The sequence below is a fragment of the Streptomyces lasiicapitis genome (assembly GCF_014646335.1).
In the GTDB taxonomy this organism is placed as follows: domain Bacteria; phylum Actinomycetota; class Actinomycetes; order Streptomycetales; family Streptomycetaceae; genus Streptomyces; species Streptomyces lasiicapitis.
In genome coordinates this window covers 353,288-374,635 of the sequence record NZ_BMNG01000012.1, presented here as the reverse complement: position 1 = coordinate 374,635, position 21,348 = coordinate 353,288, and the positions used below count along the sequence as shown (strand labels likewise).

General features: G+C 70.8%; 19 protein-coding genes, 1 tRNA gene and 1 pseudogene. 15 read left to right on the top strand and 6 right to left on the bottom strand.

Annotation, left to right across the window (positions count from 1 at the left end):
- The first annotated feature begins 68 nt into the window (after window positions 1-68).
- The 4 genes from IEY91_RS27110 to IEY91_RS27095 all read left to right on the top strand — a co-directional run bounded on the left by IEY91_RS27110 (window position 69) and on the right by IEY91_RS27095 (window position 4,140).
- Complete coding sequence (locus IEY91_RS27110) at window positions 69-1,031, top strand: hypothetical protein (RefSeq protein ID WP_189175986.1); 963 nt, start codon at window positions 69-71, stop codon at window positions 1,029-1,031.
- An 81-nt stretch (window positions 1,032-1,112) separates the two neighbouring features.
- Complete coding sequence (locus IEY91_RS27105) at window positions 1,113-2,717, top strand: APC family permease (RefSeq protein ID WP_189175985.1); 1,605 nt, start codon at window positions 1,113-1,115, stop codon at window positions 2,715-2,717.
- A gap of 84 nt (window positions 2,718-2,801) precedes the next feature.
- Entirely contained in the window at window positions 2,802-3,545 is a 744-nt protein-coding gene (locus IEY91_RS27100) for a molybdopterin-dependent oxidoreductase (RefSeq protein ID WP_189175984.1), read from the top strand.
- The gene (locus IEY91_RS27095) at window positions 3,529-4,140 is read left to right on the top strand and encodes a cytochrome b/b6 domain-containing protein (RefSeq protein WP_229697247.1); all 612 of its coding nucleotides are present in this window, start codon (window positions 3,529-3,531) and stop codon (window positions 4,138-4,140) included. The genes IEY91_RS27100 and IEY91_RS27095 overlap by 17 nt, the downstream gene beginning before the upstream one ends.
- A gap of 177 nt (window positions 4,141-4,317) precedes the next feature.
- Here IEY91_RS27095 and IEY91_RS27090 read toward each other — a convergent pair whose 3' ends face one another.
- Both IEY91_RS27090 and IEY91_RS27085 read right to left on the bottom strand, forming a co-directional pair.
- Window positions 4,318-5,724, bottom strand: a complete 1,407-nt coding sequence (locus IEY91_RS27090) for a GntT/GntP/DsdX family permease (protein WP_189175983.1) — start codon at window positions 5,722-5,724, stop codon at window positions 4,318-4,320.
- Window positions 5,725-5,810: 86 nt separating this feature from the next.
- Complete coding sequence (locus IEY91_RS27085; protein WP_164326246.1) at window positions 5,811-6,320, bottom strand: gluconokinase; 510 nt, start codon at window positions 6,318-6,320, stop codon at window positions 5,811-5,813.
- Between the two features lie 137 nt (window positions 6,321-6,457).
- Here IEY91_RS27085 and IEY91_RS27080 point away from each other — a divergent pair, with 137 nt between their 5' ends.
- The 4 genes from IEY91_RS27080 (at window position 6,458) to IEY91_RS27065 (ending at window position 12,155) form a co-directional block, all read left to right on the top strand.
- Entirely contained in the window at window positions 6,458-7,177 is a 720-nt protein-coding gene (locus tag IEY91_RS27080) for a FadR/GntR family transcriptional regulator (protein ID WP_189175982.1), read from the top strand.
- 198 nt (window positions 7,178-7,375) lie between these two features.
- Window positions 7,376-8,551 carry a low temperature requirement protein A gene (locus tag IEY91_RS27075; RefSeq protein ID WP_189175981.1) on the top strand — a complete coding sequence of 392 codons (1,176 nt, stop codon included), beginning with the start codon at window positions 7,376-7,378 and terminating at the stop codon, window positions 8,549-8,551.
- 26 nt (window positions 8,552-8,577) lie between these two features.
- Window positions 8,578-8,991, top strand: coding sequence for a YchJ family protein (locus IEY91_RS27070; RefSeq protein WP_189175980.1), 414 nt, complete (start codon window positions 8,578-8,580; stop codon window positions 8,989-8,991).
- 299 nt (window positions 8,992-9,290) lie between these two features.
- Window positions 9,291-12,155, top strand: a complete 2,865-nt coding sequence (locus IEY91_RS27065; RefSeq protein WP_189175979.1) for a peroxidase family protein — start codon at window positions 9,291-9,293, stop codon at window positions 12,153-12,155.
- 352 nt (window positions 12,156-12,507) lie between these two features.
- Here IEY91_RS27065 and IEY91_RS27060 read toward each other — a convergent pair whose 3' ends face one another.
- Window positions 12,508-13,362 (bottom strand): helix-turn-helix domain-containing protein, encoded by an 855-nt coding sequence (locus IEY91_RS27060; protein WP_189175978.1) that lies wholly within the window; start codon window positions 13,360-13,362, stop codon window positions 12,508-12,510.
- 10 nt (window positions 13,363-13,372) lie between these two features.
- Complete coding sequence (locus IEY91_RS27055) at window positions 13,373-14,125, bottom strand: DUF6879 family protein (RefSeq protein ID WP_189175977.1); 753 nt, start codon at window positions 14,123-14,125, stop codon at window positions 13,373-13,375.
- A gap of 168 nt (window positions 14,126-14,293) precedes the next feature.
- Between IEY91_RS27055 and IEY91_RS27050 the strand changes: the two genes are divergently transcribed.
- The 3 genes and pseudogenes from IEY91_RS27050 to IEY91_RS42690 all read left to right on the top strand — a co-directional run.
- Complete coding sequence (locus IEY91_RS27050; protein WP_189175976.1) at window positions 14,294-14,503, top strand: hypothetical protein; 210 nt, start codon at window positions 14,294-14,296, stop codon at window positions 14,501-14,503.
- A 22-nt stretch (window positions 14,504-14,525) separates the two neighbouring features.
- Window positions 14,526-14,915: an ATP-binding protein gene (locus IEY91_RS27045; protein ID WP_189176027.1), complete on the top strand. Its 390-nt coding sequence runs from the start codon at window positions 14,526-14,528 to the stop codon at window positions 14,913-14,915.
- Window positions 14,916-15,002: 87 nt separating this feature from the next.
- Window positions 15,003-16,160, top strand: a pseudogene (locus tag IEY91_RS42690) (recombinase family protein); the annotation flags it as partial.
- Between the two features lie 742 nt (window positions 16,161-16,902).
- Here the strand turns inward: IEY91_RS42690 and IEY91_RS27035 are convergent.
- A tRNA-Leu gene (locus tag IEY91_RS27035) sits at window positions 16,903-16,987 on the bottom strand.
- Window positions 16,988-17,165: 178 nt separating this feature from the next.
- Here IEY91_RS27035 and IEY91_RS27030 point away from each other — a divergent pair.
- The 3 genes from IEY91_RS27030 (at window position 17,166) to IEY91_RS27020 (ending at window position 19,960) form a co-directional block, all read left to right on the top strand.
- Complete coding sequence (locus IEY91_RS27030) at window positions 17,166-18,506, top strand: M20/M25/M40 family metallo-hydrolase (protein ID WP_189175975.1); 1,341 nt, start codon at window positions 17,166-17,168, stop codon at window positions 18,504-18,506.
- Window positions 18,507-18,733: 227 nt separating this feature from the next.
- Window positions 18,734-18,967 carry a chaplin ChpH gene (gene chpH / locus IEY91_RS27025; protein ID WP_164326251.1) on the top strand — a complete coding sequence of 78 codons (234 nt, stop codon included), beginning with the start codon at window positions 18,734-18,736 and terminating at the stop codon, window positions 18,965-18,967.
- A 156-nt stretch (window positions 18,968-19,123) separates the two neighbouring features.
- Window positions 19,124-19,960: a chaplin gene (locus IEY91_RS27020; RefSeq protein ID WP_189175974.1), complete on the top strand. Its 837-nt coding sequence runs from the start codon at window positions 19,124-19,126 to the stop codon at window positions 19,958-19,960.
- 152 nt (window positions 19,961-20,112) lie between these two features.
- On the opposite strand, the gene IEY91_RS27015 is transcribed toward IEY91_RS27020, so the two are convergent.
- Window positions 20,113-20,301, bottom strand: a complete 189-nt coding sequence (locus IEY91_RS27015) for a DUF5703 family protein (protein ID WP_164326253.1) — start codon at window positions 20,299-20,301, stop codon at window positions 20,113-20,115.
- Between the two features lie 47 nt (window positions 20,302-20,348).
- Here IEY91_RS27015 and IEY91_RS27010 point away from each other — a divergent pair, with 47 nt between their 5' ends.
- The gene (locus IEY91_RS27010) at window positions 20,349-21,161 is read left to right on the top strand and encodes a hypothetical protein (RefSeq protein WP_189175973.1); all 813 of its coding nucleotides are present in this window, start codon (window positions 20,349-20,351) and stop codon (window positions 21,159-21,161) included.
- The last annotated feature ends 187 nt before the right edge of the window (window positions 21,162-21,348 follow it).

Below are 21,348 nucleotides of genomic sequence, written 5' to 3'. Positions count from 1 at the left end.
AGTGGTGCCTGCCGGTTGGCTGTGCGTGATCACACGCTCGCTCAACGCGTCGGGGAGGACGTTCAGCGGTGTCCCCACCTCCGCCACCGCCCCTCGGCCGCTCCCGGAAAAAGGCCGCACACGGCTTCGACGCCGCCCTCGACGACACCGAACTCGTCGCCGCCCGGGCCGCGTTGACGCAAGGGCGCTGGACCGAGGTGCGCGCGCTGCTCGCCGACACCGGCGACGACTGGGACCGCAGGGGCCACCGCGTGGACGTCCTCGCGCGCGAGTCCTCGACCGCCGCCTGGGCCCGCGACTGGCGGCTCGCGGAACCGGAGAGCGCCGACGCCGCCGTCCTGCTCGCCTTCGCCGCCGTGCACCGCGCGCTGCGCGGCAAGGAACGCTCCGAGAAGGCCCGCGCGTCCTGCCGCGAGGCGGCCGCCCTTGTCCCCTTCGACCCCACCCCGTGGCTCGCGCTGCTGCTCCTGGAGCGCTCGCTCGGCCACGAGGAGGACGTCGTACGCCTCTTCGACGAGGTCCGCCACCGGCACCCCGAGCACCACCACGCCCACCACCTGATGGTCGCCCGCCTCGCCGAACGGCGGCCGGGTGCTGGTCAGGACCCGCTGCACGAGGTGTACGACTTCGCGACGTGGGCGGCCGAACAGGCCCCCGACCACTCGCCGTTGGCGGTGCTCCCGGTCGTCGCGCACGCCGAGCGCTACCGCGTGCTCGCCACCGCGGGCAGCGAGAACAAGGACCCGGTCGCCTCCGGGCACTGGGTGAGCCGCCGCGCCCGGCAGGTGATGAAGGCGTCGTTCGACTGGTGGCTGGAGTGGGAGATGCCGCACGAGTCGGTGCACCCGCGCGGCTTCGTCGACCTCAACTTCCTCGCGCACGCCACGTTCTGCGAGGGCCGGGCGGCCGAGGCCGCCGCGCTGTTCCACCGCATCGGCCGGTACGCGACCGAGGTCCCCTGGTCGTACCCCGACCGCGATGCGCACCAGGCCTACTTCGCCGCGCGCGGCGCGGTACTCGGGACGGCCTGACCACACCCCGTACCACCGCACCACCGCACCGCCACGAGGCACGACCAACGGCCCACTACGGGCGGAGAGGACAACCGCGCCATGGCGACGGGCAGTTCGAGCACGAGTGCAACCAGTGCGACCAGCGCAGGCGGAGTCGGCACCGGATCCCGCGGCAGGTCCGTGCCGCCCCAGGGCGGCATCAACACCTACGTGGGCCAGGAACGGGCCCTGCGCGCCGGGCGCCTCGGCACCGCGGGCCTGCTGCTGTCCGTCCTCGCCGCCACCGGGCCACTCATGGTCGTCGCGGGCGTCATGCCCACCACGTACGGAGTGATGGGCGTCGTCGGACAGCCCCTGCTCTTCCTCATCCTCGGCGTCGTCCTCGCCCTCTTCAGCTTCGGCTACGCGGAGATGAGCAGGCACGTCCACAACGCCGGCGCCTTCTACGCCTACATCTCGCGCGGCCTCGGCGGCACCGCGGGCGCGGCCGCCTCCGCCGTCGCGCTCGTGGCCTACAGCGTGCTCCAGGTGGGCCTGTTCGGCATCCTCGGCTTCGAGGTGTCCGGGCTGCTCGACAAGTACTTCGACGTCACCGTCGGCTGGTGGGTCCCCGCGCTCGTCACCGTCCTGATCGTCGGCGCGCTGGGCTGGCTGAAGATCGACCTCAACGCGCGCGTGCTCGGCGTGCTGCTGCTCGTCGAGGTGGCGCTCGTCGTCGTCTTCGACATCGCCGCTGTCGCCGACCCGGCGAAGGAGGGCCTGTCGCTGCACGCCTTCAACCCCGACACGCTCACCGGCGCGGGCGTCGCCACCTCACTCTGCTTCTGCATAGCGGCGTTCACCGGCTTCGAGCAGGCGCCCGTGTACGCGGAGGAGACCAGCCGCCCCCAAGTCGTGGTCGCGCGCGTGATGTTCTGGGCCGTCGGCTTCGTCGCCGTCTTCTTCGCCCTCAGCTCCTGGGCCCTCACCGTCGCCGCCGGGCCCTCCGGCATCGTGCCCGCCGCACAGGAGCAGAGCGCGGGGCTGCTGTTCGGACTCACCGAGCCGCGCCTCGGCGGCACCTTCACCGACGTCCTCCACGTCCTGTTCGTGACCGGCATCTTCGCGGCCATATTGAGCTTCCACAACGTCGTCGCCCGCTACGCCTTCGCCATGGGCCGCGAAGGCCTGCTGCCCGCCGCGTTCGGCCGCACCAACGGCGCGAGCGGCGCGCCCGGCACGGGTTCGCTGCTCCAGACCGTGGTGTCCGTCGTCGTGGTGATCGCGTTCGCCGTCACGGACGACGCCCCGGCGGGCGACCCCACCGCGCCCGTCCTGCACCTGTTCACCTGGGGCGGCAACGTCGGCGCCCTCGGCGTGCTGCTCCTGATGGCCACCGCGTCGATCGCCGTCATCGTCTTCTTCGTGCGGCGCGGCGCCGCGCGTGCCCAGGCCTGGCGGATCACGGCGTCCGCGCTCGCCGCGATCGCGCTGCTCGTCATCGCGGGCTACACGGTCAGGGACTTCGACGTCCTCGTCGGCGCGGGCCCCGACTCCTCGCTGAGCTGGCTGCTGCCGGGCGTCATCGGCGTCGCGGCGGTCGTCGGCCTCGCGTACGGCGCGTACCTGAAGAAGGCGCGACCGGCGGCGCACGCGCGCATCGGCCTCGGCAACGAGGCGTTCCAGCTGGAGAAGGCCGCGGGGGACGCGGGGCGCGAGGGCTGAGGGCACTCCCGGTGGATGTGACGAACCGCTGACGGACACCCGCGGGCCCTGGCCACCCGTGCCCGCGGGTGCTCGAATCGACGTGTGACGACCGACCAGCCGGACCCCACCACCCAGCCGGAGGCCGACGGCGCGCCCGTGGGCCGCCGTCTGGTCCTCGGCACCCTCGCGCTCGGCGCCCTCGGCGTGGCCGCAGCGCCCCCGCTGCAGCGCGGCCTCGAAAGGTTCCTGGGCGCCGCGTCCGACAAGGACCCCACCGGCCTCACCGAGCTCCTGCCCAACGGCGGCGGCTTCCGCTACTACTCGGTCGCCTCCTCCGTACCCCGCAAGAACGCCTCCTCCTACCGTCTGGCGGTCACCGGACTCGTCGAGCGCCCCGCCACGTACACCCTCGCCCAACTGCGCGCACGCCCGCAGACCCGGATCGTCCGGGACGTGCAGTGCGTGACGGGCTGGCGCGTGCCCGACACCCCCTTCGAAGGCGTCAGGCTCTCCCGCCTCCTGGACGCCGCCGGGGTCCGCCCGACCGCCCGCGCCGTCCGCTTCACCTGCTTCGACGGCACGTACAGCGAGAGCCTCACCCTCGAACAGGCCCGCAGGAGCGACGTGTTGGTGGCCCTGCGCATGCAGGACAAGGACCTGAACCACGCCCACGGCGGCCCCGTCCGCCTCTACGTCGCGCCCATGTACTTCTACAAGTCCGCGAAATGGCTGTCCGGCATCGAACTCACCGCCCGGGTCGAGCCCGGCTACTGGGAGCGCAAGGGATATGACGTGGACGCGTGGGTCGGCCGGTCGAACGGGCGCAGCGATGACCCGACCGCCTGAGCGCGGGCGGGTGCGGCGCTTCAGCGCCGGCGAGCGGTGGGTGCACCGCGGCACGGCCTGGCTGATGATCGTGTGCGTGCTGAGTGCCGCTTGTCTGTACGTCCCTCAGCTCGCCGAACTCGTCGGCCGCCGGGCCCTCGTGGTGGACGTCCACAAGTGGTCCGGGCTGCTGCTTCCCGTCCCCTTCCTGGCCGGGCTGGCCTCCCGCGCCTTCCGCGCGGACCTCCGCCTCCTCAACCGCTACGGCGCGCACGACCGGCGCTGGCTGTCCGCCGTCCGCCACCGTGATCCACGCCGGAAGGCGCGCTGGGCGGGGAAGTTCAACGCCGGGCAGAAGGTGTACGCGGCGTGGGTCGGCGGGGCGGTGCTCGTCATGCTCGGTACGGGCCTCGTCATGTGGCGCACGGATCTCTTCCCGCTCCTCTGGCGCACGAGCTCCACGTTCGTCCACGACTGGCTCGCCCTCACGCTGGGCCTCGTCCTGCTCGGCCACATCGCCCTGGCCGTGCGGGACCCGGAGGCCCGCCGCGGCATGCGGACCGGGTCGGTGGACCAGGGGTGGGCGGAGCGGGAGCATCCGCTGTGGCGGAGGTAGGGGGCTCTGCCCCCAGACCCCCGCTCCTCAAACGCCGGAGGGGCTATACCTAGCCAGATCTAGCCCGTCCGGCGATTGAGGACGAGCCGCGAAGCGGCGATACGGGGTCTGGGGCGGAGCCCCAGTTTCGGGAAGGGGCGGGATTGGGGAAAGCCCCGCAGGGCCCACCCACCCCCGCTACAGCACCAACGACAGCAGCAACACAAACCCCAACGCCACCACCGAGATGATCGTTTCCATCACCGACCACGTCTTGATGGTCTGCCCCACATCAAGCCCGAAGTACTCCTTCACCAGCCAGAACCCGGCATCGTTGACATGGCTGAAGAACAACGACCCCGCCCCAATGGCCAGCACCAGCAACGCGGTGTGCGAGGTGGACATGTCCGCGGCCAGCGGCGCCACAAGCCCGGCGGCCGAGATCGTGGCGACGGTAGCCGACCCCGTGGCAAGCCGGATCGCGACAGCGATGAGCCAGGCGAGCAGCAGCGCGGGAATCGACCAGTCCTCGGAGAAGTCGAGGATCATCTGCCCGACCCCCACGTCGATGAGGGTCTGCTTGAACCCACCACCGGCGCCCACGATCATCAGCACCCCCGCGATGGGAGCGAGCGACTTCTCGACGGTCGTGGACAGCCGTTCCTTGGTGAAGCCCGCGGCCCGCCCCAGGGTGAACATCCCGACAAGCACGGCGGCGAGCAACGCGATCAACGGCGACCCGACGACGTCGAACACGCGCTGAACGGTGGCGTCCGGATTGTCGACGACGATGTCGACTAGCGCCTTGGCCAGCATCATGACGACAGGCAGCAGCACGGTGGCGACGGTGACGCCGAACCCGGGCCGCTTCTCCAGGTCCTCGGAGGGCCGCTGCGGAATCATCTTCTCGGGCGGCGCGACGTCCACCCACCGAGCGGCGACCTTCGAGAACAGCGGCCCCGCGATGACGACGGTGGGAACGGCGACGAGCACGCCGAGCGCGAGCGTCACACCGAGGTTGGCCTTGACGGCGTCGATGGCGACGAGCGGCCCGGGGTGCGGCGGGATGAGCCCGTGCATCACGGACAGCCCGGCGAGCGCCGGGATGCCGATGCGCATCAGGGAGTAGTTGCCGCGCTTGGCGACCATCAGCACGACGGGGATCAGCAGCACGATGCCGACCTCGAAGAACAGCGGAAGCCCGATGACGGAGGCGATGAGCACCATCGCCCACGGCATGGCACGACCGCCGGACTTCCCGGCCTTGGCGAGGATCGTGTCGACGATCTGGTCCGCGCCGCCCGAGTCGGCGAGCAGCTTGCCGAGGATCGCGCCGAGCGCGATGAGCACACCGACGCCCGCGACGGTCGAGCCCAGCCCGGTGGTGAAGCTGGTGATCGCCTTGTCGAGCGGCGCGCCCGCGAAGGCGCCGAGCGCCAGCGAACCGATGGTCAGCGCCAGGAAGGCGTGGACCTTGAACTTCGTGATGAGCAGAACGATGACGGCGATGCCCGCGAGAACGGCGATCCCGAGCTGGGCATGGCCCGCCGAGGTGATCGGTTCGACGGGATCCGCTGCCAGCATCTCGACGCTGAGACTGGTCACGGTGGGTTCCTTGTACGTGGACGTGAGGGGGTTGTACGTGGACGCGTGGGGGGAGTCAGGGGTGGGGCCGGAGAAGGATCAAGCGGTCAGCCGTCCAGCGCGGCCAGAGCGTCCGCGGCCCGGTCGGCGATCTCCGCCGGCGTGCCCGCGACATCGACGTCGACGCCCGCCTCGTCCGCCCCGAGGGGCTGGAGCGTGGCGAACTGCGAGTCGAGCAGCGCGGTCGGCATGAAGTGGCCCTTGCGCTGCCGCATCCGCTCCTCGATGAGGGCGCGGTCGCCGGTGAGGTGGACGAACACGAGGCCGGGCGCGGCAGCCCGCAGCCGGTCGCGGTAGGACCGCTTCAGCGCCGAGCTGCTGACCACGCCGCCGAGGCCGGCGCGGCCGTGGGCCCACTCGCCGATGGCATCCAGCCACGGCCAGCGGTCGTCGTCGGTCAGCGGGGTGCCGGCCGACATCTTGGCGATGTTCGCCTCGGGGTGGAAGTCGTCGCCCTCGGCGTACGGGACGCCGAGCCGGGCCGCGAGCAGGGGGCCGACCGTGGTCTTGCCCGTGCCCGCCACGCCCATCACTACGACGACATGGGTGGTGCTCATCGCTGCTGCTGCCTCGCTGTCCTCGTCGACATCGATCGGTTCACGCCACTGAAACCCATTAGGTCAGACAAATTCAAGAGCCTGTGACTCAAAAGTCTGACTTTTTGAGCTCAGCGATCTCCTCGTACGCTGACGTCATGACCGCACAGGCCCGGGGGCTGCACGCCCGCGTACTGGACAGCCTCGGGCCCGCCATCACCGCGGGGGAGTACCCGCCCGGCAGTGTCCTGCGCACGGACGAGCTCGCCCAGCGCTTCGAGGTGTCGCGCTCCGTGATGCGCGAGGTGGTGCGGGTCCTGGAGTCCATGCACCTGGTCGCCTCGCGGCGCCGCGTCGGCGTGACCGTACGGCCCACCGAGGAGTGGAACGTCTACGACCCGCAGGTCATCCGCTGGCGCCTCGCGGGCGCCGACCGCCCGCGCCAGCTCCGGTCCTTGACCGTCCTGCGCTCCGCCGTCGAACCGGTCGCCGCGGGCCTGGCCGCCCGGCACGCCACCGCCGAGCAGTGCGCCGCCCTCACCGAGTGCGCCCTCGGCATGGTCGCCACCTCGCGCGGCCGTCAGCTGGAGGGCTACCTGGTGCACGACATCGCCTTCCACCGCATCGTCCTGGACGCGTCCGGCAACGAGATGTTCGCCCGGCTCGGCGACGTGGTCGCCGAGGTCCTCGCGGGCCGCACCCACCACGACGTGATGTTCGAGGACCCCGACCCCGCGGCCGTGACCCTGCACGTGCGCGTGGCCGAGGCCGTGCGGGAGGGCGACGCGGCCCGCGCCGAGGCCCTCACCCGCGAGATCGCCGAGGGCGCCCTGCGCGAGCTGGACATCCTCGCCCCGCCGCCCGCGCCCACCACCTGACCGCGCCCGCGCCCTGAGCCCCGTCCACCTGCGGTCCGCCCACGCCTGGGCCATCCTGACCGGGGGACCGAAGGGGGGACCGGCGAAGGGCGCACCGCGATGGGCGAGGACACCCCCTCAGAGCACATACCCGGCGGCCCCTCAGGGCACATACCCGGCGGCGCCGGTCACGGCCGCACCGTCGTACCCCTCGTACGCATGAGACCGCGCCGCCCCGACGAGGAGCACCGCGCCGCCACCCCGCTCGAGCTGCTCTTCGACCTGTGCTTCGTCGTCGCCGCGGGACAGGCCGGGGCCCGGCTCGTGCACGCGCTCGCCGAGGGCGACACCGGGCACGGCATCACCGGCTACCTGCTCGTGTTCTTCGCGATCTGGTGGGCGTGGGTGAACTTCACCTGGTTCGCCTCCGCGTACGACACCGACGACGTGCCGTACCGGCTCGCCACCCTCGTACAGATGGCGGGCGTCCTGGTCCTCGCGGCGGGCATTCCGCGGGCCTTCGACGACGGCGAGTACGGGGTCGCGATCACCGGCTACCTGATCATGCGGGTGGCGCTCACCCTGCAGTGGCTGCGCGCGGCCCGCGGCGAGCGCGGGGCCGGGCGCACCGCCGCGCTGCGCTACGCGGCCGGCCTTGCCCTTGCGCAGGCGGCCTGGGTGGTCCTCGTGCTGCTCCCGGACGCGGCCTGGGCCTGGGGCTTCGGGCCGCTGGTCGCCGTCGAGATCGCCGTGCCCCTGGTCGCCGAGCGCAGCCGACGCACCCCCTGGCACCCGCACCACATCGCCGAACGCTACGGCCTGTTCACCCTCATCATGCTGGGCGAGTCCATCGCCGCCGCCACGGTCGCGGTGCGCACCGCGCTCGACGACTCGGCGGCCCTCGACGAACTCCTGCCGATCGCCGCCGCGGGCCTCGTCCTCGTCTTCGCCGCCTTCTGGATCTACTTCGCCGTGCCCATCCACGAGTACCTCGTCTCCAACCGGCAGGCGTTCGTCTGGGCACTCGGCCACTACGTGATCCTGGGCTCCGCCGCCGCGATCGGCGCGGGCATCGAGGTCGCCGTGGAGCAGGCCACCCACCACGCCCACATCTCCACCCGCGCGGCCTCCTTCGCCGTCACCGTGCCCACCGCGCTCTTCATGATCAGTACGTGGGCGGTGCACTCGCGCCACTTCAAGGTGGGCGCGGCCCAGCAGCTCGTCCTGCCCGTCGGCGCGGTCCTCGTCCTCGCCGCCTCCTTCGCCGGGAAGTGGGCGGTGCCGCTCGCTGCCCTGGCGGCGGCCTGCACGGTGGCGGCCGGGCTGTGGCTCGCGGTCGTACGGCCCGACCAGGACGGGTCGGGAGTACGGAGGCGGCGGGACGCGACCGGGTGAGCGGCGCCCCCGGGGCCGAGGGGACAATGGGCGCCATGTCCCGATGCACCACCACGCGCCCCGAGCCCTGCCCCTGCGGGCACCCCCAGCCGTACGAGAAGTGCTGCGGCCGACTGCATCGCGGCGAGGCCGCGGCGGCCGCCCCCGAGGAGCTGATGCGCTCCCGCTACAGCGCCTTCGCCCGCCGCGACGAGGCGTACCTGCTGCGCACCTGGCACCCGCGGACCCGGCCGCCGCGCGTCGACTTCGACCCGGCGATGCGCTGGACGGGACTCACCATCGAGGACACGACCGACGGCACGGCGTTCCACACCACGGGCACCGTCACCTTCCGCGCCCGCTACACCGACGGCGGCCGCCCCGACTCCCTGCACGAGCGCAGCCGCTTCGAGCGCGTCGACGGGGCGTGGGTGTACGTGGACGGCGACTTCATCGACTGACCCCGCCCGAGGCCGGGCGTCGGGACCCGGCCACCCCGCGGCCGGGCGCGTGGGGTTGCTGGAACAGGAGGCACACACGGGACGTACGGCCCGCCTCCCCGCCCTCGCGCCCGCGCCCCTGACGGGCCCAAACACCGCCGCCCGCCCGCCAGTTCGAGGCCGGGGGCCGTCCGCGTACATAGGCGGGATCGCCCGCTGCGGCCCGTCCGGCGCCGCCAGTAGCGTCGACGCCCCCGGTGCCGCGTGCGCGCGCACCACTCTTCCGTTGCCTCTTCCGCTCCGTACGAAGGAAGCGCCCGATGGCCACTTCACGGCAGTACGAGCAGAGTTACGAGCGCTTCCAGGGCGGCAGCCCCGAGGCGGAACGCGTCGTCTTCGAGCGGCTCGCCCGCGAGCTGATGAAGGTGCAGAGGACCACCATGCGCGCCGCGGGCGCCGGTTCACCGGCCCGCACCCAGCACGCCAAGCCCGCCCTCGGCGTGGAGAACGCGCGCCTGCGCTTCCACGACGACCTGCCCGAGGAACTGCGCCGAGGCTTCGCGCAGCCCGGCGCCGAATACCCGGCGACGGTACGGCTGTCCAACGCCAGCGGCATGCGGCAGGCCGACGGCGGGCCCGACCTGCGCGGCGCCGCCGTGCGCGTGGAGGTGTCCGCGGAGGAGAGCCACGACCTGCTCGCCACCAACTGGCCGGTGTCGCACGCCAAGGACGCCCGCGAGTTCGTCGCCTTCGCCAAGGCCCTCGCGGGCGCCCGCAACCCCCTCCAGGTCGCCTTCGGGCTCTTCGTGAAACTGCCGCTCGCCGTCGGCCTCTCCACCGCCACCCGGATGCGGCGCAACGTCCAGGCGGCCACCCGCCACACCGTCAACAGCCTCGCCGGCGAGACGTACTTCAGCCGCGGCACCATCCTGTGGGGCGCCGCGGGACCCGTGCGCTACCTGCTGCGCCCTGCGGGCGGCGCGGCCCCGTCGCCACGGCCGGACCGCCGCGACCCCAACTACCTGCACCGCGAGCTCACGCACCGCCTCGCCACCGCCGACGTCGCCTTCGAGCTGTGTCTGCAGCGGTACGTCGACGAGACGCGCACGCCCGTCGAGGACTGCTCCGTGGAGTGGCGCGAGGGCATCTCGCCCGCCGTGCCCGTCGCCCGACTGACGATCCCGAGCCAGGACCTGGACACCGCCGGGGCCCGCTCGGCCGCCCGCCGGGTCGAGGAACTCGCCTTCAACCCCTGGTACACCACCGACGAGTTCCGCCCCCTCGGCAACCTCAACCGCGCCCGCAAGGCCGCGTACGAGGCGAGCGCCGCACACCGCCAGGGCCTGCGCTTCACCACCGAGGAACCGCTGCGCAACCGCGTGCTCGGCGTCCCCGTGGGCGCAGCCTTCCGGCTCCTGAACCGGGTCGTGCCCTGGCACCGCCTGCCGCTCCAGGCGAGCCTGCTCAACCTGGTGTTCCTGCGCAAGGCGCTGCGCCGCTTCAACCTCATCGACACCGACGTGCACGAGGCGCCCCCCAAGGCCGTCCCGGTGCCCCTGCTCCCGCACGAGAACCTGCGTACGTCGCGTTCCTACGACGGCACGTACAACGACCTGTCCGCACCCGCCATGGGCGCCGTCGGCGCGGCCTTCGGGCGCAACCTGAAGCCGGACTACCGCCCCGATCTCTTCGACACCCCCAACCCGGTCACGGTCAGCCGTCAACTCCTGTACCGCGAGAGCTTCCTGCCCGCGACCTCCCTCAACGTCCTGGCCGCGGCCTGGATCCAGTTCCAGGTCCACGACTGGGTCAACCACCGCCGCCACGCCGCGGGCACCAAGACCGTCGAGGTGCCGCTGCCGCCCGGTTCCGTCTGGCACAACACACCGGGCGGGGCGGCCGAGAACGTCATGCGCTTCGCCGAGAACGAGGGCATCCACGTCCCCGACGGCCGGCCGCCGATCCTCTTCGGCAACACGGCATCGCACTGGTGGGACGGCTCCGAGGTGTACGGCGCGGACGAGGCGACGGCGAGGTTCCTGCGCGCCCCGGACGGCGGCGCCGACCTCCGCCTGGAAGAAGGACACCTCCCCATCGGCCAGAACGGCGTCCCGCTGTCGGGCTTCACCGACAACTGGTGGCTCGGCCTCAGCGTGATGCACACCCTGTTCGCCCGCGAGCACAACGCGGTCTGCGCGGCGCTGCGGCAGGCGTACCCCTCGATGAGCGAGGACTCGGTCTACCACACGGCCCGACTCGTCGTCTCCGCCCTGATCGCGAAGATCCACACCGTGGAGTGGACCCCGGCGATCCTCGCCACCGAGGCCATCGACCTCGGCCTGCACACCAACTGGGAAGGCCCGCCCGACAGCTGGCTGAACAAGCTGGGCCTGTGGCTCCTGGAGGCCCACTCCCTCACCGGCATCCCGAAGACCCTCCCCGACCACCACACCGCCCCCTACTCCCTCACCGAGGACTTCGTCACCGTCTACCGCATGCACCCGCTCATCCCCGACGACTACGAGCTGCGCGAGCACCACTTCGGCCGCCGCCTGGAGACGGTCGGCTTCACCGACATCAACGGCGCCGCGGCCGAGGGCGCCATACGCAAGACCGGCCTGGCCAACACCCTCTACTCCTTCGGCATCGCCCACCCCGGCGCGATCACCCTGCACAACTTCCCCCGCGCCCTGCAGAAGTTCGAGCGCGAGGGCGAGCTGATCGACCTCTCCGTAGTAGACCTGGTCCGCACCCGCCGCCGAGGCGTCCCCCGCTACAACGACTTCCGCGAGGGCCTGCACAAACAACGCATCCGAAACTTCGAGGACCTCACCGAGAACCCCGAGACCCTCGCCCGCCTGAAGGACGTCTACAGCTCCGTCGACGAGATCGACACCGTGGTCGGCCTCTTCGCCGAGAACCCGCCCACCGGCTTCGGCTTCAGCGACACCGCGTTCCGCGTCTTCATCCTGATGGCCACCCGCCGCCTCCAGAGCGACCGCTTCCTCACCGTCGACTTCCGCCCGGAGATCTACACCCCCCTGGGCATCGACTGGGTCCAGAAGGGCGGAATGAACTCCGTCATCCTCCGCCACTGCCCCGAACTGTCCGCCCTCCTCCCCCGCACGGGCACGGCCTTCGCCCCTTGGCGCCAGGTACCGCCGACGAGCAACGGCGCCGTGTGACGCAGGCGACGACGGCCCCTGTGACGAGGGTGGCTGCGACCGGGGGCGAGCGCCCGCCCCCGGAAACGCAAAAGACCCCAGAGAACTCTGGGGTCAACGCTGGTGCACTGCTGGTGTCCGAGGGGGGTCTTGGGCGGTACGCCGATGCTTTGACCAGGCGTTCTAGCTTCCTACTGGACTACCGATCCTAGTTCCAATCCCCCTGCCGTTCCCCCTACCTGCTAGAGAGGAAGACCCTGTGCCGGGCCTTGTCCCTGGTCGAGGGGGCATTGGCCCCTTCCTGAGGTGCCTGCAACTCGTCCCCGTACAGGGGTACATGAGTGTGGGCCTGAGGGGGCCGGCGGCCGCGTGGCTACCCGTGTGAACCGAGCGCGCGCCGTGCGGCGTTGATGACGTTGTGCGCGTCGGCTCCGTAGACCGCGGACTCCTGCATCATCTTCCAGACGCGCAGATGCGTCGCAACGCTGTTGGCATCCTCGACCCACAGTTCCGCGTGCCACGTCTCAGTGACCACCCGCCGGTCGTCGTAGATCCAGAAGCCCACGCCCGGCGGTTGCTTGAGTGAGGCGCCGAAGGGAACGATCCCCAGCTCGACGGTGTCCATCCCGATGACCCCGGCAAGGCGGTCGAGTTGGGCGGCGAGCACGGCGGGCGAGCAGACAAGGGCCCGCAGCACGCCTTCCCACATGATGATGTGGTATCGCCTTCCTGTGCTGTAGAGCAGCTGCTGACGCTGCATGCGGGCGCGTACGGCCTCTTCGGTGTCCCGTGGGGACTGGTGCAGTTCGGCGGAGCGGGTCAGGACTGCGCGAGCGTAGTCGGGCGTCTGGAGGACCCCGACAACCCACGAGGACTCCCAGGCGCGCAGCACCTTGGCGTTGGCCTGGGCGTCGTTGTGCGCATCCTGGACCACCCGGTGGCCTGCCGCGAGCTGGCGGCGCCAGGAGCGGATGTGGGCCTCGAACCCTGCGAGGCGGGTCCGGAGTTCCTCGTACGCCTCGGGTTGGCCGGTTGCTCCCGCCCATGCCTGGAGATCTTCGGCCGTCGCTGTCTGCCTGCCGTTCTCCAGCTTGCTGACCTTGGACTTGTGCCATCCGAGTTGCCGGGCCAGCTGATCGCCGGTGAGTCGGCCTCCAGGGCGCGAGAGCCGTAGTTCGCGAAGCCGTGTCCCCAGGGCTTCCCGCGCCTGCTGGAAGTCGGTACTCACCGGTCCCTGCTCACTCCCTCGCGTTCAGCCGTGCTGCGAATTCCTTGTACGGGGTGGCGTAGTGCTGCGCAACGTCGCGCAGCCGGTTGTACTGGTTGACGGCCGCTGGCTCTGTGATCAGCTCTGCGCCCGTGAGGTTGTCATCATCGTCGAAGTTGCAGAGGGCGACGATGTGAGAGTCGAAGATCCAGAAGTCTTCGTCCGGCAGATTGACACGCTTGGCGTCGGCGCGCCACATGTTGCGCACGTCCTCACCGAGGGCGGCGTTCTTCTCTGCGTGCGCGAGTAGGTACAACTGCCCTGCCGTGGGCGGGTCGTCGAGGATTCGGACACGCCCAACTGCCGCGCCGTCCGATGTCTTTGGGCGGATGATGCGGCTCCAGTGGGAGTCGAGGTCCCATGATGGGGCCTCGCCACGTACGAACTGGGTGTAGGTCTCCGTGGCTTCGTCGACGGCGTAGCGCCGTCGCATCTCCAGGTGCCATGCGCTGTGCTGGAAGTTCTCGAAGAGCTTGGCGAACTGGTCCGGATCGAGAATGCGTGGTGCAGGGTCCCGATCGCGCGGTCCGAAGTCGATCAGTGTGTTGCGCGGTACGACGATGGCCACTTCTCCCTCGTCGAGGTGTTGGAGCCGCGCGAGGTCATCGGGGCTGGTGACCGGAGGCCCGTGCACGATCACCTCGCCCGTGTCGAGGTCCTCATGCACAGCCGGGCAGCTTCCTTCTCCGGAACCGGTGCCGTTGAAGCGCAGTCGTCGCGCCATGACGTCCCCCCTTCTAAGGGCTGGACCACAGCTTCGTGCTCTGTTGCGGCAACGGGCCATGGTGTTGGTGGCCCACTGAGAGGAACTTCCCGCAACTCCGCGACTACGTCAAGCAACTTCGCGCAACTCCCGTGGAGTCGCCAACTCCTTCTCTCTAGCGTCCTGTTCATGGTCACTACGCATGAGCAGCCGCACGATGTCGACCCGCACACAGCCGTTGAGGAGCTGCGGGCAGCGCTGGCCGAGGCGGGCATCGTCTTCCCGTCCCTCGCCGTCGACCACGCCTCACCGGGTCTCCAACTCGTCAATCTCGGGCGCGTTCGCGCGGAAGTCGCCATGCGCCTGGCTCGTCAGTTCCGGCGCGAGGGTAGTGAGTGACGTGCCCGAGCCGCTCGGCGGGATGGTCCTCTACCCCGTCCCGGAGTCGGTGGGCCGTGCGCGCCGCTGGTTCCGGACGTTCACCGAGCCCCTCCATCTGCCGTGCTCCGTCGTCGACGACTGCGTACTGATGGTCTCGGAACTGGTCACCAACGCCGTTCTGTACGGGAGCGCCGAGGGGCCGTGGCGGGTGCGCGTCGACTGGTGCCGGGTCGGCGGGGCGCTGCGCGTGGAGGTGCACAACCCGGGCTGTCCCGCACATGTGCGGCTGCGCTCGCCTTCGGCCACCGAGGCGCATGGGCGTGGCCTGCTACTTGTCGACGCGTTGGCTGATGAGTGGTGGTCAGCGCCAAGTCGGCATGGCGGAACGCTGGTTGCCTTCGTGGTGCACCAGGCCTTCAAGCCCGACTAAATCACTACTAAAACGTCCTGACCCTGTCGAAAAACGGTTCAAAAGTCGGCCTTTTTGGGTGACTCATTCCGCGAGTGACGCCCACGAATGCTGCCGGTCCCACGGTTCGTGGGCCGAGAGGCTGGCCATGGACCAGGCAGAGGGCAACCCTGGAACCGAACAGAGAACCAACCGCCAACGTCCGCCCGCCGGGTCGGAGTCGGCCGGGACGGTGGTGAGGGTGATCGTGCCCGAGCAGCCACCAGTACTGACGCCGGAAGTGGCCGCCGCGCTGTGGCGCTTGATCTGCAACGTCTCCCGCGCCCGCGCCCGCGAACACGGGGACGGAAGGAGGGCAGGGTAATGGTGCGCTTCGCGTTCTACGGCCGGGTCTCCACCGAGGACCAGCAGGACCCGGCCGCCTCCCGGGCGTGGCAGCTGGCCCGCGCCACAGCGCTCACCGAGGCACACGGGCCGGTGGTGGCCGAGTACTTCGACATCGGCCAGTCCCGCGCGATCCCCTGGAAACGCCGCCCCCGCGCCGCAGATCTGCTCACCGCACTCGCCGACCCCGCCCGGGACTTCGACGCGGTGGTCATCGGCGAGCCGCAACGCGCCTTCTACGGCAACCAGTACGGCCTGACCTACCCCCTCTTCGTGCACTACGGCGTGCAGTTGTGGGTGCCGGAGGTCGGCGGCCCCATCGACCCCGAATCTGAAGCCCATGACCTGGTGATGTCGGTGTTCGGCGGGATGAGCAAGGCCGAACGCAGCCGCATCAAACTGCGCGTCCGCACCGCGATGGCCACCCAGGCCCGACTGGAGGGCCGGTTCCTGGGCGGCCGCCCGCCCTACGGCTACCGCCTCGCGGACGCCGGTCCGCACCCGCACCCGGCCAAGGCCGCCGAGGGCCGCCGCGCCCACCGCTTGGAGATCGACCCGGCCACCGGCCCCGTGGTGCAGCGGATCTTCGGCGACTACCTTGGCGGATACGGGATCTACGCCCTGGCTCAGCGCCTCACCGACGATCACATCCCATGCCCCTCAGCAGCGGACCCAGAGCGCAACCCGCACCGGTGCGGCATCGCCTGGTCCAAGAGCGCCGTCCGGGCCATCCTCACCAACCCCCGCTACACCGGCCACCAGGTATGGAACCGCCAGCACAAACACGAAACGCTGATCGATGTCGATGACGTCGGCCTGGGACATGCCACCGCCCTGCGCTGGAACCCCAAACAAGAGTGGATCTACTCGGAGCACCCCGCCCACCCGGCACTGATCAGCCGTGAGACCTTCGACGCCGTCCAGCAGCGCCTGGCCTCACGCGGCCCGGCCTCCACCGGCCGGACGGTACTGCGCACCCGCCACGCCTACGCCCTCAAGGGCCTGATCTTCCATACGCAGTGTGGGCGCCGCATGCAGGGCAACTGGGCCAACAGCCGCGCCCACTACCGCTGCCGCTTCCCCGCTGAATACGCGCTGGCCAACCGCCTCGCGCACCCGCTCAACGTCTACCTGCGCGAGGACAGCGTCCTGCCGCCCCTGGACGCCTGGCTGGCCACCGCCTTCGCCCCCAAGCACCTGCACGCCTCACTCACCGCCCTGGAACAGGCCCAGCCCTGCCAGGATCCGCGCCTCACGGCCAGCCGGCGCACCATCAAGGACTGCGACCGCAAGCTCAAGCGCTACCGCGCCGCCCTGGAAGCCGGAGCCGACCCGGCCCTGATCAACGAATGGACATCAGAGATCACCGCCCAGCGGGCGGCCGCCCGGGCTCAGCTCGCCGCAGCCAGCGCGTCACCGGACCAACCCATCCGGCGACTGACCAAAGCCGAGATCCACACCCTCGTCGAGACCCTCAGTGGACTCCTGGCGGTCCTCAACCGCGCCGACCCCGCCGACAAGCTAGAGGTCTACCGCCAACTCGGCCTACGCCTCGAATACGACCACCAAACACAAAAGGTGCTGGCCGAGAGTCGGCCAGCACCATCCATGGGCTTACTGTCTGTGTCCGAGGGGGGACTTGAACCCCCACGCCCGATAAAGGGCACTAGCACCTCAAGCTAGCGCGTCTGCCATTCCGCCACCCGGACCGGTGGTCTGTCGCGGTTTCCCGCGGCGACGTGGAAAACCATAGCAAACATTCGGGGGTACCTGATCACGCTGGTCCAGGGGGTGAACGGCGTATGACGAGGGCCGCCCGCCCTTGGGTCCGGGCGGCCGGCGCGGGAGGATGGGAAGGACCCAGAGTGCAACAGCGGGAGGAACAGCGTGAGCGAGCCGACCACGGGCGGGGCGAACGGGGTGCGGGGCGTCTCCGGTGAGGACGAGGTCGTCGACCTGTGCCGGGACCTGATCCGGATGGACACCAGCAACTACGGCGATCACTCGGGCCCGGGGGAGCGCAAGGCGGCCGAGTACGTCGCGGAGAAGCTCGCGGAGGTGGGGCTCGAGCCGAAGATCTTCGAGTCGCATCCGGGCCGCGCGTCCACCGTCGCGCGCATCGAGGGCGAGGACCCGTCGCGGCCCGCGCTCCTGATCCACGGCCACACCGACGTCGTACCGGCCAATGCCCAGGACTGGACGCACCACCCCTTCTCCGGGGAGATCGCGGACGGCTGCGTGTGGGGCCGGGGCGCCGTCGACATGAAGGACATGGACGCGATGACCCTGGCGGTCGTGCGCGACCGGCTGCGCAGCGGCCGCAAGCCGCCGCGGGACATCGTGCTCGCGTTCCTGGCGGACGAGGAGGCCGGCGGGAAGTTCGGGGCGCGGTTCCTGGTGGACAAGCACCCGGACCTCTTCGAGGGCGTGACCGAGGCGATCAGCGAGGTCGGCGGCTTCTCCTTCACCGTCAACGAGCAGCTGCGCCTTTATCTGGTGGAGACGGCCCAGAAGGGCATGCACTGGATGAAGCTGACCGTGGACGGCAGCGCCGGACACGGATCGATGATCCACAAGGACAACGCGATCACCGAGCTGTCCGAGGCCGTGGGCCGCCTCGGTCGGCACAAGTTCCCGGTGCGCGTCACCAAGACGCTGCGGCACTTCCTGGACGAGCTGGGCGACGCCCTCGGTACCGAGCTCGACCCGGAGGACATGGACGAGACGCTCGCCAAGCTCGGCGGCATCGCCAAGCTCATCGGCGCCTCCCTGCAGAACACCGCCAACCCGACCCAGCTCGGCGCCGGCTACAAGGTCAACGTGATCCCGGGCCAGGCGACCGCGCACGTCGACGGGCGCTATCTGCCGGGGTACGAGGAGGAGTTCCTGGCCGACCTCGACCGCATCCTCGGCCCGAACGTCAAGCGCGAGGACGTGCACGCGGACAAGGCGCTGGAGACCACGTTCGACGGCGCCCTCGTGGACGCCATGCAGCTGGCGCTCCAGGCGGAGGACCCCATCGCCCGCGCCGTGCCGTACATGCTCTCGGCCGGCACGGACGCCAAGTCCTTCGACGACCTCGGCATCCGCGGCTTCGGCTTCGCGCCGCTGAAGCTGCCGCCGGAGCTGGACTTCGCCGGTATGTTCCACGGCGTCGACGAGCGAGTGCCGGTGGACGGCCTGAAGTTCGGCGTCCGCGTACTCGACCGATTCATCGACGCCTCCTGAACGGAGGGCGCGCGAAGGCGCGTTCAGTGCATTCGGCGTGATTTCGGTGCGTATACGGTCGCCGAAACGCGCGGGCGCGTGCCGAAACGAAACTCCAATAATCGGCTGCGCGTGCGTAACTGACCGAAAAGAGTGAAAGTAAGCATGTTCACGTAGCCCCCACGATTCCCCCTCGTTACAGGTGGTGCGGTCCGCGGCTGGGACCGCATTTCCAACTAGGAGGAATAATGATCAAGAAGGTCGTCGCTGCGGCGGTAGCCACTGGTGGCCTGGTGCTCGCGGGTGCGGGCGTCGCCGCCGCCGACTCCGGTGCGCAGGGTGCCGCCGTGCACTCCCCGGGTGTCGTTTCGGGCAACGTCGTTCAGGTTCCCGTGCACGTGCCGGTGAACGCGTGCGGCAACACGATCTCCGTGATCGGGGTCCTGAACCCCGCTTTCGGGAACTACTGCGTCAACAAGTGACGCCCCTGTGCCTCACCCCGTAAGGGGCCTCACCCCATGAGGGTCTGAAACCCGTCGGCCCCGGAGTGCGTGCCATGCGCTCCGGGGCCGACGGGCATTGGGCGCGCGGCGCAATGGGCCCGTGCGCATTTCCGGAAGGCAAGGCAGGAACAACCTATGCGACAGGTAACTCGCAAAGGCCTGATCACCGTGGCGGCGGCCACCGGCGTACTCGCGGTCTCAGGTGGCTACGCCCACGCCGACTCGGATGCCCGGGGCGGCAGTTCGGATTCCCCCGGCGTACTGTCGGGCAATTCCGTCCAGCTTCCCGTGGACGTACCGGTCAATGTCTGCGGCAACACCGTGAATGTCGTCGGGGCGCTCAACCCCGCGGCGGGCAACAACTGCGCCAACACCTCCAAGAAGCACGGCGGCGGCTACGGCGACGACGGCTACGGAGGCAAGCCCTCCGGCGGCGGCGCCACGGCCGACGGCGGCGCGAGTCACTCGCCCGGCGTGGGCTCGGGCAACCACGTGCAGCTACCGGTGGACGTGCCCGTGAACGTCTGCGGCAACAGCGTCAACCTCGGCGGCGCGGGCAACGCGGCCGTCGGCAACGAGTGCGCCAACGAATCCGGGCCCAGCACCGGTGGGAAGCCGCACCACCCGGGTAAGCCGGATCACCCCGGCAAGCCCGACCACCCGGGTAAGCCGGACCACCCGGGCAAGCCGGACCACCCCGGCAAGCCGCACCACCCCGGTGGTCAGCAGGAGCCCGGCAGTCACGGCAAGCCCCAGTCGCCCGGCAAGCCGGGGCAGCCGGTCGAGTCCGTGCAGCACGAGCGGGAGGTTCCGTCCGGGCCGAACGTGCCCGAGGCGCACATGATCACGCCGCCCGAGGGCAAGGAGCGGCTCGCGCAGACCGGCGGCTCGCTGCCCCTCGGCGTCGCGCTGTCGACGGGCGCGGGCATGCTGCTCGCGGGCACCGTGCTGTACCGCAGGACGCGCGCCTGAACACCGGCCGCAACGCGCCTGAACACCGGCTGTAGCGTCCCTCGGCACCGGCTGTAAACGGAGCGGGCCCCGCGATCGCGGGGCCCGCTCCGTTTTGGCCGTGTTCCTGTTACCTGCTTACCTGCGCTACTGCTCTTCGCGTCGTCCGCCCGTCACCAAGTGGCCCGTATCTGGCGGATGATGCGCCGTCTCAGCCGCACCCGCCGACTGCCGTCGGCGCGCAGACTGAGGCGATCCAACTCCCAGTGTCCGTACTCCGCGTGGTCGGTCAGCAGACGTGTGGCTTCCTTGCGGGACACCCCGCGCGGAACGTACACGTCGACAAATTCGTATTCCGGCATCGCATCTATTGTGCGGGCACCGGCCCGGTACGGATAGCGTCTGCACTATGTCTGATGCTGCGCAGCCCACCGCTGCCGAGGTACGCGCCGCCGCCGAGGCGGTCAAGACCGCGCTCGACCGCCACCTTGCGGCGGTCGAACGCAGGTCGGGCGAGGACGATCCCGATGTCTACGAGGCGTTCAACGAGCTGGCCGCCGCCGCCGAGGCGTACGACGAGCTGCTCTACGACCGCTATGACGAGGTCACACCCTTCGAGATCCCCGGGGCGGAGGAGGCGTTGCCGCCGTACCAGGGGCCCGCGGAGCCGAGCGCCCTGAGCGTGCTGATCCGGCGCGACTACGCCGTCGTGGAGCCGCAGCGACTGCTGGCCCAGGCGGCGCGGGTCGAGGCCGCGGAGGACGACGACGCGGCCGAGTCGGATCGTCTCGCGGGGAGGGTGCCGGGTGCGCTCGGACTGCTCTTCGGCGAGTTCGAACCGGACGAGATCGCCTCTCGGCACAAGGAGTTCGGCCTGGAGGAGGGCGACTCCACGCTGTGGGTCACCGCGGCGGGCGAGCCCGCGGAGCCCGGCGAGTGGCTGGAGTCCCCCTTCGACCAGCCCGACGCCCAGCGGGTGGTCTGCCGCTTCGACGTCAGCGCGGTCTTCGACGACGAGCCTGACGACGAGCTCGACGACGAACTGGACGAGGGGGCGGGCCTCGCGGGCGCGGCCCGCCGAGGGCTCGCTCCCGGCGCCGCCCCCGGTCTGGACGCCGATCTCGACACCGACCTGGACTTCGATCCGGATGAGGCCGTGTCCCTCGATGAGGTGGACGACGTGGAGGTTGTCGAGCGGGGGAAGGGCGGGGCGGGCGTTTAGGGCGGGCCTCCAGGGGCGCTGAGGGGCGCGGCGCGGGCGCCTGGGCGTGGCTTGGGCGCCAGGGGCCGGGGGCTTCCGCGGGCTTCTAGGTATTCCTGTGAGTGCCCGGTGCCCGGTGCCCGGTGCCTTTCGGCTGAGGTGGGGCCGGGCGCGCCCGGCGGGTCCTTGGCCGATGGCCGGACCGGGC

Bases quoted from the DNA above. Each gene is read 5' to 3' on its own strand.
- IEY91_RS27105 (WP_189175985.1), top strand. From the start codon at position 1,113: ATGGCGACGGGCAGTTCGAGCACGAGTGCAACCAGTGCGACCAGCGCA.
- IEY91_RS27095 (WP_229697247.1), top strand. From the start codon at position 3,529: ATGACCCGACCGCCTGAGCGCGGGCGGGTGCGGCGCTTCAGCGCCGGC.
- IEY91_RS27085 (WP_164326246.1), bottom strand. From the start codon at position 6,320: ATGAGCACCACCCATGTCGTCGTAGTGATGGGCGTGGCGGGCACGGGC.
- IEY91_RS27080 (WP_189175982.1), top strand. From the start codon at position 6,458: ATGACCGCACAGGCCCGGGGGCTGCACGCCCGCGTACTGGACAGCCTC.
- IEY91_RS27075 (WP_189175981.1), top strand. From the start codon at position 7,376: ATGAGACCGCGCCGCCCCGACGAGGAGCACCGCGCCGCCACCCCGCTC.
- IEY91_RS27070 (WP_189175980.1), top strand. From the start codon at position 8,578: ATGGGCGCCATGTCCCGATGCACCACCACGCGCCCCGAGCCCTGCCCC.
- IEY91_RS27065 (WP_189175979.1), top strand. From the start codon at position 9,291: ATGGCCACTTCACGGCAGTACGAGCAGAGTTACGAGCGCTTCCAGGGC.
- IEY91_RS27055 (WP_189175977.1), bottom strand. From the start codon at position 14,125: ATGGCGCGACGACTGCGCTTCAACGGCACCGGTTCCGGAGAAGGAAGC.
- IEY91_RS27050 (WP_189175976.1), top strand. From the start codon at position 14,294: ATGGTCACTACGCATGAGCAGCCGCACGATGTCGACCCGCACACAGCC.
- IEY91_RS27045 (WP_189176027.1), top strand. From the start codon at position 14,526: ATGGTCCTCTACCCCGTCCCGGAGTCGGTGGGCCGTGCGCGCCGCTGG.
- chpH (WP_164326251.1), top strand. From the start codon at position 18,734: ATGATCAAGAAGGTCGTCGCTGCGGCGGTAGCCACTGGTGGCCTGGTG.
- IEY91_RS27020 (WP_189175974.1), top strand. From the start codon at position 19,124: ATGCGACAGGTAACTCGCAAAGGCCTGATCACCGTGGCGGCGGCCACC.
- IEY91_RS27015 (WP_164326253.1), bottom strand. From the start codon at position 20,301: ATGCCGGAATACGAATTTGTCGACGTGTACGTTCCGCGCGGGGTGTCC.
- IEY91_RS27010 (WP_189175973.1), top strand. From the start codon at position 20,349: ATGTCTGATGCTGCGCAGCCCACCGCTGCCGAGGTACGCGCCGCCGCC.